Consider the following 17,937-nt stretch of genomic DNA (forward strand, 5'->3'; position numbering starts at 1 on the left):
ACGATAACCCCTAGAGTTCGGGCTTCTGCCGGATCACCACCTTGGTCCCGACCGGGACGCGATCGTAGAGATCGGCGACGTCATTGTTGACGAGACGGAAGCAGCCCGACGACACCTTGGTGCCGATCGTATCAGGACGGTTGGTGCCATGGATGCGGTAGACGGTGGTGCCGAGATACATGGCTCGGGCCCCCAACGGATTGCCGGGGCCGCCGGCCATGAAGCGCGGCAGATAGGGCTGGCGCTGGATCATCTCGGGAGGCGGCGTCCAGTCCGGCCACTCCTTCTTGTTGGTGATGTTCACCAGCCCCTGCCACTGGAAGCCATCGCGGCCGACGCCGATGCCGTAGCGGATCGCGCGCCCGCCGGGCTGCACCAGATAGAGGTGACGCTCCGAGGTCGAGATGATGATGGTGCCCGGCGCTTCGGTCGTGCGGTAATACACGACCTGCTTCTGCCATTCCGGGTCGAGCTCGTAGCTGTCGTCCGCGATCAGGCCCGGCTCATCGCCGCGGTCGGGCTGCTGGGCGGAGGCGTAGGAGGTGGAGAGGATCAGGCCGAGCGTGGCGATGAACATCCCGGTCAGACGACGAAAATCCTTCATTTCAAGCTCTCCCCGCTGCCACAGCGTAAATCAATCGGACGCATCAAAACTCAGGGGCAGCTTCATGGCAAGTTAATGGCGCGCCCGACTGGTATGTCATTAGGATGCTTTGGTTTTTTGACATGTATCAATGCCACAAACCAAGGGGCATGGCGCGAAAAGCCGTGCTTGCCACATCCCCGTGGGGCGAGGCCTGCTAGATCCGGTTGTTCTCAGGCCCGATCCCGAGCCGCCGGACGATCTCAGTGCCCACGGCGCGCGCCTCTTGCCGCGAGCCGATGCGGGGGCTGCGAAATCTTTGTCCGGACCGCAATCTGATCACGACGATGCAGTGCTCGTCCTCGGATCGGCCGCGGCGCTCGACCGTGATCGCCTCGACGTCGCGGCCTTCGATATGGTCTGCGCGCAGGCTGCCATCGCCCGACAAGCGTTCAACGCGAATATCGCTTTGCCGGATGATCCAGAAGGCGCCGGTCACGAGATTGGCATATCTGTGAACGGCGAATGCGGCGATCGCGCCGATCGGCAGGAGCATGATGTCGATCAGGCCGGGCGGCAGGCCACGCCAGAGCTTGTAGGCGTAGGGAACGGCGGACAGTCCGACGACAATCAGTGCGACGATCCTGATATCCCTGCTGGAGAACGGCTCGACAGGCTCGCCGAGATGCATCTCGGGATTGGCGGCATCGAGCGGATTGACCGGCGCCTCGACATTGGGAACGCCGAATTGTTCGGCGATCCGGGCGACGGTGTCACGGACATGCGTGACGTCGGAGAGGGGCGGGGACGTCAGGCGCTCCCCCGACTTAAGCGTGAAGGCCAGATGGAAGCGCGTCGTGGAAGCCTTCCGTCCCTGGACCTGTCCCTGCACCTGCAGTTGCGAGATTTCATCTTTCGTGACGATCCTGGTGCGGAGCCGTCCGAACGGACGCTGCTGACCGATCAGGATTTCATTCGGCGTGATGATCCACACCACTGCCGGTGCAAGCATGACGCCGCCGATGAACGCCGCTCCGAGGAGCAGCGCAACCACGGAGATGATCAGTTCCAGGATATCGTGCGCGAACAGCCCTGGCGTGAAGCAAAGCGAAACGATTGCCGCAAAGCCGGCCACGACCAGCCGCTGCGCAATTGAGGAGCCTTCACGAAGGCGGATGTCGTCGCTGGTGGTCGCGTCGTCCATTTCGGGCGGTCGATTCCGTCAACGCGAAACTCCACGGACGCATCCGTGGAGTCAAGCAACAACGGCGGCATCCGAAACCAGACTAGTGATGCCCGCGCAGGCTCAGCTATTGGCATTGAGCAGGCGCGCGACCGTGCGGTCGATTGCGTCATAACTGCCTTCGCCTTCGTGCTGGAAGACGATCTTGCCGGACTGGTCGATGACGTATTGCGCCGGCCAATACTGGTTGCGGTAGGCATTCCAGGTCCGGGAATCGTTGTCCTGCGCCACCGGATAGGTGATGCCATGGCGCTTCAGGGCGGCCTGCACGTTTGAGGCCGAGCGCTCGAACGGGAATTCCGGCGTGTGCACGCCGACCACGACCAGGCCCTTGTCCCTGTATTTGGCGTAAAGCTCGGTGACATGCGGCAGCGTGTTGACGCAGTTGACGCAGCCATAGGTCCAGAAATCCACCAGCACGACCTTGCCGCGGAGATCGGCGAGGCTCAGCGGCTTCGAGTTGAACCAGTTGCTGATGCCGGTGAAGTCCGGTGCGGTGTTCTGGCTGGCGGCTGCGACCTTGATCTGCGCCGCGGGCGCGGCCTCGTCGCAGATGCCGGGAATGACGGCGCCGGTCACAGCGAAGCCGATCAATGCGGCGGAGACGGCGAGCAGTTTGAGAGTCATGAAAACGTCCTCCGGTGAAGATGAGGGATGGTCACAGGCCGATCTGGCCGGTGGGATAGAATCCGGTGAGCCACGCCACGATCAGCGTGTCGTATTGGAAGTAGGCGGCGAGCGCGAAGGCGATCACGACGACGCCAAATGCCTGCTGCAGGCGCGGCGAGATGCGCGCGACGCTGGCTACGCGCGTGGTGACGGCCTGTCCGCCATAGGCAATCGCGAGCATCGGCAGCGCTACGCCGACCGCGTAGGCGATCAGAAGCGTGCCGGCCCAGGCCAGGTTCTTCGAGGTCGCAACCAGCGTGAGGATCGAGCCGAGCACGGGACCCGCGCAAGGGGTCCAGACCAGGCCGAGCGTGGTGCCGAGCAGCAGCCCGCCAAGCGCGCCTTCGCGCTGCGCGTTCTGCGAGGCGCCCAAATCAAGCCAGCCATTCAGCCGGATCGACAGCCACTCGAACGGTGCCGGCCACAGCATCAACAGGCCGAAGCCGAGCAGGAGAACGGCGGCCGTCGAACGCAGTACGTTCGGGTCGAAATCGAACAAGCGCGTGATCGCGCCGAGCAGCAATGCGGTCGCGGAAAACGAAATGACGAAACCCAGTGCAATCATTGCGGGCCGCAAGTATCCGGCGCGGCCGATGGATGCGCCGAGCAGGATCGGCAGCACCGGCAGCGTGCAGGGCGCGGCGATGGTGAGGACGCCGGCAAGGACAGCAAAGATCAGGTCGAGCATCAGGGCACTCGTGGATGGGTCACGAGGCTATTCGGGATGAAGCCGCACGTCGTTACAGAGCGTCACGCGTTCGTGACGGGCCGCTGTGGCCGTCTGCTACGCTGCGTTCCGGGGAGGGCTGGGGAGAGGGATAGCCCCAGGCGGGGTCGGAGCTCGTGGCATCCCTCCCCCGCAAGGGGGGAGGGAATGAGAGACTTGGTGCCCGCCTCACTCAAGCGCGTCGCACCAGTGTCTCGTGATCACCCCCAAATAGAAAACGACCCGGAGGCGGGCACACCGTCCGGGTCGCTAGTGGTTCTTGGGAGGTTTAAGCAAAACCGTATGGGAGGTTTATAGGCAGGAAGTTTTTCCGCCTGATGTTGTGGTTCGTTTCAATTGTTTCGTCGGCGGTAACGCTTGCGTGTCCCGGGATGGGGCCGTGGAGGGTTCTATCCCTTTGAAATCACAAATCTTTAAGCGGCGAAGCGGTCGACGCCGGCAACCTTAAGCAAATCGGCGAGCTGCTTGCGGGCGTAGAACATCCGGGTCTTCACCGTGCTCTGGGGGATGCCGATGATCTGGCCGACCTCCTCCACCGATTTCTCGTGGTAGTAGACGAGGTTGATGATCTCACGGTGCGCCGGCGACAGCTTTGCCACGCAGGCGCGCAGGATCGCGCTGGTGTCGTTGCGGTCGAGTGCGGTTTCCGGGGTGTCGTGCTCGTCCGGGATCTGGCGCACGTCCTCCTGGTCGATGTCCTCGAAGCGGCGTTGGCGCATCGCGGTCAGCGCCTTGAAGCGGGCGATCGAGAGCAGCCAGGTCGAGACCTGCGAGCGGCCCTGGAATTGGCTGGCGGTCCGCCAGACGTCCAGGAAGACCTGGCTCACGAGGTCTTCGGCGGTGGTGGCGTCGCGCACGATGCGCAGGATGAAGCGGTACACCCGCACATTGTGACGGCAGTAAAGAATATGCATGGCCGTCCGATTGCCGTCCGCAATGCTCTCCAGAAGCATTTCGTCCGATGTCGCCTGAGCGGCAATGATGCCCTGGCTGGCCTGGGCGTTGATGGCGACGACGTTCTGCATGACTAGCTCCCCGTAGCGCCGCAACCGAGCGGCGTTTCCTTAGGTGAAAGTGTTAAAGAGCCAGCGTTTCGGGACGTCTGCGCGACAAGCGGAAAATGGTTTCGTGCGCCGCCAAATTGTTTCGTCGCGAGGCCTGCGATGAAATATTCGGAGCAAAAAAGCCAATTATTTCAATATACGGGATTTGCGAGACTGCGGACTATGCGGAGGGCGGGAACGAATCTTCGGCTTCCGCGTTCGTGCGCGGCCGAAAATCTCGATGTCGTCCTGGCGAAAGCCAGGACGACGCCATGATGCGATGCGCGCGCTACGCCTTCTCGCCGGCCGGCGAGAACAGATAGCCGCCGCCTCTGATGGTGCGGATCACGGCGGGCTTGGTCGGGTCGGGCTCGATCTTGCGGCGGATGCGCATGATGCGCAGATCGACGGCGCGGTCGAAGGCCTCGGCGTCGCGCGCATTGGCCAATTCCAGGAGACGCTCGCGCGACAGCACGCGCTTCGGATTGGCCGCGAACACTTTGAGCAGCCCGAATTCCGATGCGGTCAGCGGATGCTCGTTGCCTTCGTCGTCGCGCAGCGCCTGTGCTTCGAGGTCGAGCCATTTGGTCCCGAAGCGCACCAGCTGATCCTTGTCGGATTTCGCTGCCGCCGTTTCCGCCGCCACCGCCTTCGCCGGTGTGCTCCGACGCAGCACCGATCGGATGCGTGCCATCAATTCCCTGAGCTCGCAGGGTTTGGCGACATAATCGTCGGCGCCGAGTTCGAGCCCCACGACGCGGTCGATCGGGCTCGCGGTCGCCGTGAGCATGATCACCGGAACGTTGATGCGGCTCTTGAGGTCACGGATGATCGACAGGCCGTCTTCCTCGGGCATGTTGAGATCGAGCACGACGAGATCGGGCATGCTGCCCTGGATCGCGGTGCGCAGGGATTTGCCGCCGTCGCACAGCGTCACGGTGAAGCCGTGCATCTTGAGGTAATCGCCGACCATTTCCCGGGCCGGGGCCTCGTCGTCGACGATCATGATGTGCTGGCTCTGGGTCATGTCATTCAGATCCTGGCACTCAAACTATGGCATTTCGGTCGCGGGTAAAGTGATGGTGAAGGTCGAGCCCTTGCCGGGGCCGCCGCTGGCGGCGGTCACCTCGCCGCCATGCATGTCGATAATACGCTTGACGATCGAAAGCCCAAGGCCTGTCGAGCTCTCGCCCGCGGTCGGTTTTGCGGAAAGTCGCTGGAATCGGCCGAAAAGACGGCCCAAATCCTCCGGCGAGAGGCCCGCGCCCTCGTCGTTGACGCGAATGACGGTGTCGTTGCCCTCATGCGTGACGGTCACGTTGATCTTGCCGCCGATCGGACTGTATTTGATCGCATTGCTGATCAAATTGTCGATCGCCTCGCGGATCCGGTCGGTGTCGCACATGGTGACGATGTTGGCGGGGGCGGTGACGCTGATGGTCTGCTGCTTGTTGACGGCGAGCGGCTGGTTGGCCTCGGCGACCTCCTGCACCAGGGATGCGACGTCAACCGGCTCGCGGCGGATCGTGATGTCGAAAGCGTCTGCCATTGCGTCCGAGATCAGGTGATCGACCATCGTGGTCAGGCGTTTGGTCGCATCACGGATGTGATCGACCTGGGCGATGACGCCGCCGCTCGAGGCGCCCGTGGTGATTAGCTCCTTCAGCATCTCGGTGCGGCCCAGAATGACACCGAGCGGATTCTTCAAGTCATGAGCGACGGTGCCGAGAATCTCGTTCTTGAAGCCGTTGGCGCGCTGGAGCCGCAGCCACTGCGCGGAGAGGCGCCGGTTGGCCTGCATCAAGGCCCGGGTGCGCTGGGCCACACGGTCCTCGAGCTGGGTATTGGCGTCCTGCAGCTGCTGATAAAGGATTACGTTGTCGAAGGCGATCGAGAGCCGGCTGGAGAAGATCTCGACCAGCGAGCGGTCGGTTTCCGAGAGCTCGCGCTCGGCCTGCAAGAGCACCACGACCTCGCGGCCGCTGCCGGTGCGCAGATAGATCACGCTGCGATGGTCGGCGAACTCGTTCTTGCGGCGCTGGAAGGCGGCTTCCACGAGCGCGCGCAGATCGGGGTCGAGCGCTTTCGACGTGGTGGTGCCGATGAAGCGGCTGTAGCAGCCGGAGCCGGCCAGCACCGACAGCTCGGCGCCGGCCGTACCGCCGTTGTCGCGCAGCACCAAAATACCGGCGCAGTCGACGTTGAGCAGCGAGGCGAGCTGCGTCAGCACGCCCTCGGCGAGCCGCTGCATCGACTTGAAGTCGTAGAGGGTGGAGGCGGCGTCGATGATGATCTCGAGCCCGCGCCTCGTCTGCACCATGCGCTCGAGCTGTTGATAGGAGCGCAGCGCCGCAGTCAGCGAGGTGAACAGCTTGTCGGCGGTGAGCTCGGTCTTCGCCTTGTAGTCGTTGATGTCGTACTGGACGATGACGCGTCGCTCCGGCGCCTGACCCGGCTGTCCCGTGCGCAGGATGATGCGGACGGTCTCGTTGCGAACCTCGTTGCGGATGAATTCGACGAGCTCGAGCCCCGCGACATCGGTCTCCATGATGACGTCGAGCAGCACGGCGGCGATGTCGTTGTGCTCACGCATCAGCTTGCGGCCCTCCGTCGCCGAATAGGCGGAGAGGATTTCGAGACCCTGGCCGTTCAGGCTGTAGTCGGAGAGCGCAAAGCGCGTGCCGTCGTGCACGGCCGGATCGTCGTCAATGACGGCGATCTTCCACTTCCGCGCAGTCGTATCCTCCGCCGCGGTGGCGGTGTCGTCGATCAGGTGGAGGACATCGTCCTGTTCGGCCATTGAGAAGTCCCGTCAGTCTCTGTGCTTTGCGCGCCGCCCTTGGCGACCCGGGGCATGATAATGCGAAAAGTGGTGCCTTGTCCCAGCTTGGATTCCAGCATCATCCGGCCGCCGAGCTGCTGGGTAACCAGGTTATAGACGATATGGAGGCCGAGACCCGTGCCGCCTTCATTGCGCCGGGTGGTAAAGAAAGGGTCAAAGGCCTGCCGCTGCACGTCCGGCGTCATGCCGGCGCCGTCGTCGGCAAAGCTGATCTCGATGTCGTCAGACCCGCGAGGCCGTGCCGAGATCGAGATGGTGCCGGCGCGGCCGTCGGCGAAGGCGTGGTTGGCGGCGTTGAGGAACAGGTTGGTCAGGATCTGGCCATAGGAGCCGGGATAGCCGTCGAGCAGCAGCCCCTCGGGCACGTCGACGTTGAGCGTGATCGGCGAGCGCTTCAGCACCGGGCGCAAGCTGGCGATGATCTGGTCGGTGGCCTCGCTCAAGCTGAACTGTCGCCGCTCGGCATGGGAGCGGTCGACCGCGACCTGCTTGAACGACTGGATCAGCTCGCCGGCGCGCGTGAGGTTGGCGACGAGTTGCTGCGAGGCGTCGCGCGAGGACTGCACGAATTCCTCCAGCTGCGAGCGGCGCAGGCCGCCATCGCCTTTGAGCTGCGCCTCGAAGATCTCGCTGCGCCGGGCAAAACTGGAAGCAACCGTGAGGCTGATGCCGATGGGGTTGTTGACCTCGTGGGCGACGCCCGCAACCAGGCCGCCGAGCGCGGCAAGCCGCTCGGCGTCGATCAGGTTCTGCTGCGCGGTGTTGAGCTCGAGGAGCGCGCTCTCGGCCTTCTCCTTCGATGCGCGCAACTCGTCCTCGGTCTTGCGCTTGGCGATCGCGTTCTCGCGGAATACCTCCACCGCGCGCGCCATGGCGCCGACCTCGTCGCGTGCCTTGATGCCCTGCACCTCGCGGTCGAGATCGCCGATCGTGATCGCCCGCATCGCGGTCATGATCTGTTGCAGGGGTAGCCGGATCGACAGCGCGATGAGCACGCCGACGGTGAGGATGATGCCGAGGAAGATCACGGCGATCGACAGCACCCGCCGCGAAATCTCCGACAGCGTGCGGTCGAAGGTCTCCTGCGCCCGCTGCTCGCGCTGGCGCATCTTGGTCGAGAGGTCGTCGATGGCGCCGATCGCCTCCGCCTGGCTCGCGTCGATGGTGTTGCGCAAGAGCTCGGTGCGACTCGTGAGCTGCTCGGAGAGGTTTGCAAATCCCTCGCGCAGCGCCGAGGTGCGGGTGGCGAGGCGCTCCAGCGCCATCCGCTGGAGATCGTTGTCGGCGAGATCCCTCATCACAGGGATGGTCTTCTCGATCGTCTCGGTGTTGCGGCGGGCGTCCTCGGCGGAGGCCGACGCCAGCGAGAGATAGTAGGAATTGGCCGCGACCAGCATGGCGGTGAAGGCCTCGCGGGACTTGCCGAGCGAGGGCCAGATCAGCGCGTCGCGATGGCCGGTGGCGCCTTCGATGATGGAATAGAGCCCGGCCATGTCCTTGGCGGGTCCCAGCACCTGGTCCTCATAGGTCTTGGCGATGGTCGCCTGCACGCTGCGCAATTCGCCAAAACCGTTGAGGAAGCGCTCGGTGGTGCGCTCGAGCTCCTCGACCGAGCCCGACAGCATCGGGTCCTTGGCGGCGCGGTTGGTCAGCGTGCCCAGCACGGCCTCGCGCAGCAGCAGGATCTCGGCGAACAGGTCCGGGCTCGGCTGGTTGATGTAGCGGTGGATGAGGTTTTGCAGGCGCCCGGTCTCGCTTTCGAGCAGCGCCAGGATCTTGTCGGACTCGCGCACCTGGCGCAGATCGTCCCAGGCCGAGGCCAGCACCTGCGCCCCGTTCCAGATCATCGCCACCAGCACCACGACCACGGCGGAGTTCAGCGCAGCGATCGACAGGATGCGCCAGCGGATCGGGACGGCGCGCAGCACGCCGACGATACGGGCGCGCAAGCGTCCGACCGGGCCGGGCGGCCTTTCCTTCTGCTCGCTGTATCCAAGCGCTGCCAAGAGGCCTCACTCCACCTTGCGAATACGTTCGATCAGCTCGGCTGCGGCAGGGTCCTGCGCGGCCTTGGCGTAGATCCCCGCCATCGCGTCCTCGAACGGCTTGCGGTCGATATCCTTGACCACGGTGACGCCGGCGGCCTGTGCCTTGCGCTGTGACTGCTCCTCCAGGTCACGCCACTTCTCGCGCATGAAGTGGCTGGAGCGCAGCGCGGCCTCGCGGAAGACCCGCTGGTCCTCCGCCGACAGGCTTCGCCACGCTTTTAGCGAGATCACCAGCACCTCCGGGCTCATCGTGTGTTCGGTCAGCGTGTAATAGCCGGCATATTTGTAATGGTCCGTGGTGACGAAGGACGGCCAGTTGTTTTCAGCGCCGTCAATCAGATGAGTCGCGAGCCCTGTGAGCACCTGCCCATAGGGCAATTCGATCGGCTCGGCGCCGAGCGAGCGGATCATCGCCGACATCAACTCCGACTGCTGCACGCGGATCCGCAAGCCCCTGAGGTCGGCCAAGCTCTTCACCGGCCGGACGCCGTTGTAGATCGACCGCGCGCCGGAATCGTAGAACGCAAGGCCCACGAAGCCGAAAGGCTCGAAGCTGCCGAGGATCTCGCGGCCGATCGGCCCGTCCAGCACTTTCTGCATGTGCTCGATGGAGCGGAACAGGAATGGCATGGCGAGCACATTCATCGACGGGACGAAGTTGCCGATCAGCGCCACGTTGGTCCGGTTGAGGTCGATCGCGCCGACCCTTGTCTGCTCGATCGTCTCCTTCTCCTCGCCGAGTTGGCGGGAGTGAAACACCTTGACCTCATGCCGGCCGCCAGTGCGTTCCGCGATCAGGGCGCCCATGTAACGCAGCGCCTGGACGGTCGGGTAATCCTCGGCCTGGGTGTCGGCGGCGCGAAACTCGCGCGCAAACGCCCCCGTCGCGCACATCGCGAACAAGAGCACGACGAAAATCACCCCGGTCCGCGAGAGTTCGGCACGGCTCAACACTGGCACACTCAACCCCTCAGTGATGGAGTCTAAGGCGGGAAGAAAAGGTTCAATGCAATCTAGCAGAAGGTCAGGGGAAGGCTATCCTGCTGCGATCGGCAAACGGGCCGATTGTGCAGCGCGGCCGGTTCTTCTTCCCGATTGAAACCTGCCATGCCTCGCCTTAAGCAGGTGCAGGGGCAGAAGTCGTCGCCTTTTGTTCGCGCAAGACGGGATGAACGATGGTGGTTAGAGCCTTGCGTCTTTTGCAGACCGTCGCAGTCACAGCGGCCTTCGCCTTGGTGCAGATTGTCCTGGCCTCGCCGGCCCGCGCCGCGACCGACATCCAGCTCTGGCACGCGATGTCCGGCGAGCTCGGCCGGCAACTGGACAAGCTCGTCTCCGACTTCAACGCCTCGCAATCCGACTACCGGATCGTGCCGAGCTACAAGGGCAACTACACCGAGACGGTGACGGCGGCGATCTTCGCCTTCCGCTCGCGCGGCCAGCCGGCGATCGTCCAGGTCAACGAGGTGGCGACCGCCACCATGACCGCGGCCAAGGGCGCGATCTACCCGGTGTTCAGCCTGATGCAGGATCAGAACGAACCGTTCTCGCCCGACGCCTATCTTCCGGCCGTCTCGGGCTATTACACGGACGCAGCCGGCAATCTGCTGTCATTCCCGTTCAACGCCTCGACGCCGATCCTTTACTACAACAAAACCATGTTCCGTGACGCCGGCCTCGATCCGGAGACGCCGCCAAAGACCTGGCCAGAGCTCGCGGCTGCCGCAAAGCGCCTGCGGGAGCGCGGGGCCGCCTGCGGCTTCACCACGTCGTGGCCGTCCTGGATTCATGTCGAGAATTTCTCGGCGTTTCACGATCTGCCGCTGGCGACCAGGGCGAACGGCTTTGCCGGGTTGGATGCAGAATTGAGGATCAACAACCCGGTCGTCGTGCACCATGTCGCTGAGCTTGCCGAGTGGCAGAAGGACAGGGTGTTCGACTATAGCGGCCGCGGCCAATCGGCCGAGCCGCGTTTCCAGAACGGCGAATGCGGCATCTTCATCGGCTCCTCCGGCACGCGCGCCGACATCAAGGCCAATTCGAAGTTCGATGTCGGCTACGGCATGATGCCGTATTGGCCCGACGTGAAGGGCGCGCCGCAGAACTCGATCATCGGCGGCGCCACGCTATGGGTGCTGCGCGACCGCCCGCGCAACGAGTACAAGGGCGTGGCGCGGTTCTTCGCCTATCTGTCGCAGCCGGGCGTGCAGGCGGCCTGGCACCAGAACACGGGCTACCTGCCGATTACCCGCGCCGCCTTCGAGCTGACCCGCGCGCAGGGCTTCTACGAGCGCAACCCGGGCAGCGCGATCTCCTTCGAGGAGATCACGCTGCATCCGCCGACGGAAAACTCGAAGGGCATCCGCCTCGGCTCCTTCGTGCTGATCCGCGGCGTCATCGAGGATGAGCTGGAGCAGGCCTTTGCCGGCAAGAAGGGCGCCCAGGCCGCGCTGGATTCGGCCGTCGAGCGCGGCAACAAGCTGCTCCGACAGTTCGAGCGCGCCAGCCCGGAGCGGTAACGAGGGATCTGGCCAATTCTGCTTGCGAGCCATAAGGACGGTGCGCTCCCTCCCCCGCTTGCGGGGGAGGGCTGGGGGTGAGGGTTTCTCCGCAATCGAGACTCTCAATGTGGAGAGAGCCCCGACCCGGCGCTTCGCGCCGACCTCCCCGCTAGCGGCAGAGATGAAGCGAGCCCGCGACCAGGCAATCAAACCCATCCTCTACTTAGTCTGCTTAATCCGGAGGCGTTGGTAGAATCGGCCTATTTAATGGGCTGATCAGGTTCTTTGTATGCAATCGAATTGGCGATAGACCAGCCCACGGAATGCGAAATTTTACGAATTTCTATGTTATATCAGTTGGTTATCCATATCTTAGCGTCTCGTTAAGCTTTGGCACGAACCTTGCGACTGCTGTTCCAACCAGAAACCTTTTCGCGTTGGAGCATTGCCATGAAGCGTCGCGATTTCCTGAAATCCGTCTCTGGATTGGCTGCCGGCACGGTGCTCCCGGCTGCGCCTCATGTGATCTCCCAGGCCAAGGCCGATGCGCGCTCCGAGACGTTGCTGATCGTCTCCGAAGGCGGGCCCAACAATCTCGACATCCACGGCGTCGGCACCAACGTGCCCGGCTATGAAGTGTCCTGGAATTGCTACGACCGCCTGATCAGCCACGAGATGAAGAGCGGTCCGGGCGGGGTGCCCTATTACGATCGCGACAAGTTCAAGGGCGAGCTCGCCGACGACATGAAGATCGACGACATGTCGGTCACCTTCAAGCTCAAGAAGAACGCCAAATTCCACGACGGCACACCGGTCACCGCCAAGGACGTGAAGTGGTCGCTCGACCGCGCCGTCAGCGTTGGCGGCTTTCCGACCTTCCAGATGAGCGCGGGCTCGCTGACCAAGCCCGAGCAGTTCGTCGTGGTCGACGATACCACCGTGCGCGTGGATTTCGCGAAGAAAGACCGTCTGACGATTCCCGATCTCGCCGTCATCGTGCCCTGCATCGTCAATTCGGAGCTCGTGAAGAAGAACGCGAGCGAGAAGGACCCCTGGGGCCTTGAATACACCAAGCAGCAGACCGCCGGCTCCGGCGCCTACAAGGTGACGAAGTGGACGGCCGGCACCGAAGTCATCATGGAGCGCAACGAGGAGTGGGTCGGCGGCCCCTTGCCGAAGATCAAGCGCGTGATCTGGCGCATGGTGCCGCAGGCCGGCAATCGCCGGGCGCTGCTCGAGCGCGGCGACGCCGACATCTCCTACGAGCTGCCGTTCAAGGACTTCCAGGAGATGAAGGCGAACGGCAAGCTCAACGTGGTGTCGCTGCCATTCTCCAACGGCATCCAGTACATCGGCATGAACGTGACCAAGCCGCCCTTCGACAATGTGAAGGTTCGGCAGGCGATGGCCTATGCGATGCCGTACCAGAAGATCATGGACGCCGTGCTGTTCGGGCTCGGCAATCCCATGTTCGGTGCGGGCGCCGACAAGGCGACGGAGGTCGCCTGGCCGCAGCCGCACAAATACGCGACCGACATGGAGAAGGCGAAGGCGCTGCTCGCAGAAGCCGGCTACGCCAACGGCTTCGAGACGACGATCTCGTTCGATCTCAACTTCGCAGGGGTCAACGAGCCGCTCTGCGTCCTGGTGCAGGAGAGCCTCGCGCAACTCGGCATCAAGACCACCATCAACAAGGTGCCCGGCGCCAACTGGCGCACCGAGCTGAACAAGAAGGAGATGCCGCTCTTCACCAACGTGTTCTCGGGCTGGCTCGATTACCCCGAGTACTTCTTCTACTGGTGCTATCACGGCAACAATTCCGTCTTCAACACCATGAGCTACAAGTCGGCCGAGATGGACAAGCTCATCGATGGCGCGCGCACTGCCGCCGCCAGCGGCGACAAGGCGGCTTACGATGTCGACGTGAAGGGTTTCGTCGATCTTGCCTACGCCGAGGTGCCGCGCATTCCGCTGTACCAGCCCTTCGTCAACGTCGCGATGCAGAAGAACATCTCCGGCTATCAATACTGGTTCCACCGCAGGCTCGATTATCGCGCGATGGCGAAGGGGTGAGGCGTCATGCTGAGCATGATCGGCAAGCGACTGATGTTCGCGATTCCCTCGCTGATCGGCGTCGTCATCGTCACCTTCCTGCTGACGCGCGCGCTCCCGGGTGATCCCGCCGCCTATTTCGCAGGACCCGCCGCGACGAAAGAGGCCGTCGAGCAGATCCGCAAGAAGCTCGGCTTCGACAAGCCGCTGATCGAGCAGTTCTTCCACTACGCCAATGATCTCGCGCATGGTGATTTCGGCAATTCGCTGACGACCGGCCAGCCGGTTGCGACCGAGATCCGCAATCGCCTGCCGGCCTCCGCCGAACTGACACTGCTCGGCCTCATCGTCTCGATCGCCATCGCCATTCCGCTCGGCGTGCTCGCCGCGACCCGGCCGGGATCATGGATTGACCATCTCTGTCGGGTGACGACGACGGCCGGCGTGTCGCTGCCGGTGTTCTTCACCGGCCTCGTGCTGGTCTATGTCTTCTATTTCCAGCTCGGCTGGTCGCCGGCGCCGCTCGGTCGCCTGGATGTGTTCTATAGCGCGCCGCCTACGATCACCGGCTTCTATCTGATCGACACGCTGATCGCGCGCGATTTCGAGGCTTTTCGTTCTTCCCTCAGTCAACTCATCCTGCCCGCGACCACGCTTGCGATCTTCTCGCTGGCGCCGATCGCGCGAATGACGCGCGCCTCGATGCTCGCGGTGCTCGCTAGCGAATTCGTCCGCACCGCGCGCGCCAGCGGCCTGGCCCCTGGCACCGTGATCGTCACCTACGCATTCCGCAACGCGATGCTGCCCGTCATCACCACGCTGAGCATGGTGTTCTCCTTCCTGCTGGGCGCCAACGTGCTGGTGGAGAAGGTCTTCGCGTGGCCCGGCATCGGCTCCTATGCGGTGGAAGCGCTGATCTCGTCGGACTTCGCGCCGGTGCAGGGATTCGTGCTGACCATGGCGGTCATGTACGTGCTTTTGAATCTCGTGATCGACATTCTCTACGGGGTAATCGATCCACGCGTGCGGCTGGAAGGGTAGCGCATCATGAGATTACGTCCGGTGCGTCGCGAGGACGGTGCGCTCCCTCCCCCGCTTGCGGGGGAGGGTTGGGGAGAGGGTGTCTCCGCAATCGAGAACCCCCAAGAGGAGAGAGCCCTCACCCGCGCCGGGGCCTGTCATCGGGCGCGCCTTCGGCGCGACCCGTTGAGCGCGACCTCTCCCGCAAGCGGGAGAGGCGAAGCGAGGTGGCGGGTCGTCGGTTCAGCTCAAAGTCATAAAGCTCCAGGGGTGAGGTTATGAGTTCCGTTGCGCCTGCTGTTGAGCCCGTGGGGCCCGCCCGGACCTCGGGACTATCAGCGATCCTCGAGCAGACCCGCTACGTCCTTGGCGAGAACAAGGTCACGGGCTTTGCCTTCGCGCTCCTGATCCTGATCCTCGTTGCCGCGATCTTCGGTCCCTATGTGGTGCCCTACGATCCGCTCGCGTCCGATACTGCTGCCGCGCTAAAGCCACCGTCGATGGCGCACTGGTTCGGCACCGATCAGCTCGGCCGCGACATCTTCAGCCGCGTCATCGTGGCGACCCGGCTCGATACGTTCATCGCGATCGCCTCCGTCGCGCTGGTGTTTCTGATGGGAGGCCTCGCCGGCATTGCGGCCGGTTATTTCGGCGGCTGGACCGATCGCATCGTCGGCCGCATCGCCGACACCATCATGGCCTTCCCGTTGTTCGTGCTCGCCATGGGTATCGTCGCTGCGCTGGGCAACACCGTGCAGAACATCATCCTCGCCACAGCCATCGTCAACTTTCCGCTCTATGCGCGCGTCGCGCGCGCCGAAGCGAACGTCCGCCGCAATGCCGGCTTCGTGCAGGCGGCGCGTCTCTCCGGCAACGGCGAATTCCGCATCCTCCTGGTGCACATCCTGCCCAACATCATGCCGATCATGACCGTGCAGATGTCGCTGACCATGGGCTACGCGATCCTCAATGCCGCCGGCCTGTCCTTCATCGGCCTCGGCGTGCGTCCGCCGACGGCGGAGTGGGGCATCATGGTCGCCGAGGGCGCGGGCTTCATGGTGTCAGGTGAGTGGTGGATCGCGCTGTTCCCGGGCCTTGCGCTGATGCTCGCCGTGTTCTGCTTCAACCTGCTCGGCGACGGCCTGCGCGACATCGTCGACCCGCAGCGGAGGACGTGAACGATGACTGTTTCCAAGTACACCGCTGTGCTCCCTCCCCCGTTGCGGGGGAGGGTTGGGGAGGGGGGCAGCCCCGGGCGAGATCAGAATTCGTGGCGACGCCCCTCCCTGCCCTCGAGAGCGAGCTTCGCTCGCCTCGGACCCCACAAGGGGGGAGCGAATGAGACAGCTTTGCCCGCCTCACACGCGGATTCCCGACCAAAATTCTCCAATGAATCCAATGTCATTCTACTGTGCATGGGGTTGTTTTCGAGGTTTTTGGTCAGCGCCCCCGCGCGGAGGCATTCATGACCGCCCAGCCGCTGCTCGACGTCCGGGACCTCACGGTCGAATTCACCACCCGCCGCGGCATCGTGAAGGCGGTGCAGCACGTCAACATCTCCGTCGCCAAGGGCGAGACGCTGGCGATCGTCGGCGAGTCCGGCTCGGGCAAGTCGGTGACGTCATATGCCGTGATGCGCATCCTCGACCGCGCCGGCAAGATCGCCGAGGGCTCGGTGATGTTCTCCGGCATTGACGTGAAGGCCGCATCCGAAGACCAGATGCGCGACCTGCGCGGCCGCGAAGTCTCGATGATTTTTCAGAACCCGCGCGCGGCACTGAATCCGATCCGCAAGGTCGGTGATCAGATCGAGGACGTGCTGCGCACCCATGTGCAGCAAGCGCAGGTCACAGGTCACGGCGAAAAGGCGATCGCGGCACTGGAGCAGGTCAAGATCGCCCGTCCGCGTGAGCGCTACCACGCTTATCCGTTCGAGCTCTCGGGCGGCATGTGCCAGCGCGTCGTCATCGCGCTCGCGCTCGCCTGCAATCCGCAGCTCCTGATCGCCGACGAGCCGACCACCGGTCTCGACGTCACCACCCAGAAGGCGGTGATGGATCTGATCGTCGAGCTGACCAAGCGGCGTGCGATGTCGACGATCCTGATCACGCACGATCTGGGATTGGCAGCCGCCTATTGCGACCGCGTCGTGGTGATGGAGAAGGGCAGGGTGGTCGAAACCGCCAAGGCCGCCGACATCTTCGCGAGCCCGCAGCACCCCTACACGCGCAAGCTGATGCGTGCGACGCCGCGGGTCGGCGTGTCGCTCAGGGATCTGCTGCCTGACGACGAGACGGCGATTGCGCCGGCCGTCACAAGCGCCGTGGCTGTTGAGGCAGCTCCGGCTCCGGCGAGTGTCGACGCAACCAAGCCCCTCCTCCTCGTCGACAAGCTCGTCAAGGAATACCCGCGCCAGGGCGCGACCGCCCTGCTCGGAAAACTGTTCGGCCGCAAGCCACCGGTGGAACCCGAGATGTTCCGTGCGGTCGACGGCATCAGCTTCTCGATTCGCCATGGCGAGAGCGTTGGCCTGGTCGGCGAGTCCGGCTGCGGCAAATCGACGACGTCGATGATGGTGATGCGGCTCCTGGACCAAACCTCCGGTCGTATCCAGTTCGACGGCGAGGAGATCGGCAGCGTCATGCCGAGCGCCTTTGCGCGCCTGCCGTTGCGCAGCCGCATCCAGATGGTGTTCCAGGACCCGACCGACAGCCTCAATCCGCGCTTCACCGCGGCCCGCGCCATCGCGGACCCGCTAATGCAACTTGGCGACATCAGGGGACGCGATGGCTTACGGGCGCGCTGCGAGGAGCTCGCGACCATGGTCGGCCTGCCGCACGATCTGCTCGATCGCTTCCCGCATCAATTGTCGGGGGGACAGAAGGCCCGCGTCGGCATCGCCCGCGCGATTGCGCTGCATCCAAGGCTCGTCATCCTGGACGAACCCACAGCGGCGCTCGACGTCTCGGTCCAGGCGGTGGTGCTGAACCTGCTCCAGGATCTCAAGGCGCGGCTAGGGATGAGCTACCTGTTCGTCTCGCATGATTTGAATGTAGTGCGCCTGTTGTGCGATCGTGTCATTGTAATGCGGACGGGTCGAATCGTCGAAGAGGGGACTTCCGAAAAAGTCCTCGGCGATCCGCAGGACGACTACACCAAGGAGCTGTTGACGGCGATCCCGCATCCGCCGTTGCCGGTGCACTGAGAGC

The 17,937-nt window shown here is 63.8% G+C and carries 14 protein-coding genes; 5 read left to right on the forward strand and 9 right to left on the reverse strand.

Translation table 11 applies throughout. The features are described 5' to 3' along the window. Positions 1-10 precede the first annotated feature (10 nt). The 9 genes from SO140_RS00825 to SO140_RS00865 form a co-directional block, all read right to left on the reverse strand. On the reverse strand, positions 11-604 hold the full coding sequence (locus tag SO140_RS00825) for a L,D-transpeptidase (RefSeq protein WP_449377787.1): 594 nt from the start codon (positions 602-604) through the stop codon (positions 11-13). Positions 605-800: 196 nt separating this feature from the next. After that, entirely contained in the window at positions 801-1,787 is a 987-nt protein-coding gene (locus SO140_RS00830; RefSeq protein ID WP_449377786.1) for a hypothetical protein, read from the reverse strand. 102 nt (positions 1,788-1,889) lie between these two features. Then, positions 1,890-2,453 carry a thioredoxin family protein gene (locus SO140_RS00835; protein WP_449377785.1) on the reverse strand — a complete coding sequence of 188 codons (564 nt, stop codon included), beginning with the start codon at positions 2,451-2,453 and terminating at the stop codon, positions 1,890-1,892. Between the two features lie 31 nt (positions 2,454-2,484). Then, the gene (locus SO140_RS00840) at positions 2,485-3,183 is read right to left on the reverse strand and encodes a cytochrome c biogenesis CcdA family protein (protein ID WP_449377784.1); all 699 of its coding nucleotides are present in this window, start codon (positions 3,181-3,183) and stop codon (positions 2,485-2,487) included. A gap of 452 nt (positions 3,184-3,635) precedes the next feature. Then, positions 3,636-4,247, reverse strand: a complete 612-nt coding sequence (locus SO140_RS00845; RefSeq protein ID WP_449377783.1) for a sigma-70 family RNA polymerase sigma factor — start codon at positions 4,245-4,247, stop codon at positions 3,636-3,638. A gap of 307 nt (positions 4,248-4,554) precedes the next feature. After that, the gene (locus SO140_RS00850) at positions 4,555-5,292 is read right to left on the reverse strand and encodes a response regulator (protein ID WP_449377782.1); all 738 of its coding nucleotides are present in this window, start codon (positions 5,290-5,292) and stop codon (positions 4,555-4,557) included. Between the two features lie 24 nt (positions 5,293-5,316). Further along, positions 5,317-7,065 (reverse strand): ATP-binding response regulator, encoded by a 1,749-nt coding sequence (locus SO140_RS00855; protein ID WP_449377781.1) that lies wholly within the window; start codon positions 7,063-7,065, stop codon positions 5,317-5,319. Continuing rightward, a complete protein-coding gene (locus tag SO140_RS00860) occupies positions 7,035-9,113 on the reverse strand; it encodes a sensor histidine kinase (RefSeq protein ID WP_449377780.1) in 2,079 nt (692 codons plus the stop codon). Before SO140_RS00860 ends, SO140_RS00855 begins: the two co-directional genes overlap by 31 nt. A 6-nt stretch (positions 9,114-9,119) precedes the next feature. Further along, positions 9,120-10,115 (reverse strand): TRAP transporter substrate-binding protein, encoded by a 996-nt coding sequence (locus tag SO140_RS00865; RefSeq protein WP_449377779.1) that lies wholly within the window; start codon positions 10,113-10,115, stop codon positions 9,120-9,122. 215 nt (positions 10,116-10,330) lie between these two features. Between SO140_RS00865 and ugpB the strand changes: the two genes are divergently transcribed. The 5 genes from ugpB (at position 10,331) to SO140_RS00890 (ending at position 17,933) form a co-directional block, all read left to right on the forward strand. Further along, a complete protein-coding gene (gene ugpB / locus SO140_RS00870) occupies positions 10,331-11,674 on the forward strand; it encodes a sn-glycerol-3-phosphate ABC transporter substrate-binding protein UgpB (protein WP_449377778.1) in 1,344 nt (447 codons plus the stop codon). A 432-nt stretch (positions 11,675-12,106) separates the two neighbouring features. Beyond that, positions 12,107-13,729 (forward strand): ABC transporter substrate-binding protein, encoded by a 1,623-nt coding sequence (locus SO140_RS00875; RefSeq protein WP_449377777.1) that lies wholly within the window; start codon positions 12,107-12,109, stop codon positions 13,727-13,729. A 6-nt stretch (positions 13,730-13,735) separates the two neighbouring features. Continuing rightward, the gene (locus SO140_RS00880; RefSeq protein WP_449377776.1) at positions 13,736-14,749 is read left to right on the forward strand and encodes an ABC transporter permease; all 1,014 of its coding nucleotides are present in this window, start codon (positions 13,736-13,738) and stop codon (positions 14,747-14,749) included. Positions 14,750-15,006: 257 nt separating this feature from the next. Further along, positions 15,007-15,906, forward strand: coding sequence for an ABC transporter permease (locus SO140_RS00885; RefSeq protein ID WP_449377775.1), 900 nt, complete (start codon positions 15,007-15,009; stop codon positions 15,904-15,906). Between the two features lie 287 nt (positions 15,907-16,193). Then, positions 16,194-17,933: a dipeptide ABC transporter ATP-binding protein gene (locus SO140_RS00890; protein WP_449377774.1), complete on the forward strand. Its 1,740-nt coding sequence runs from the start codon at positions 16,194-16,196 to the stop codon at positions 17,931-17,933. Positions 17,934-17,937 lie beyond the last annotated feature (4 nt).

The sequence above is a fragment of the Bradyrhizobium sp. UFLA05-108 genome (genome assembly GCF_059803455.1).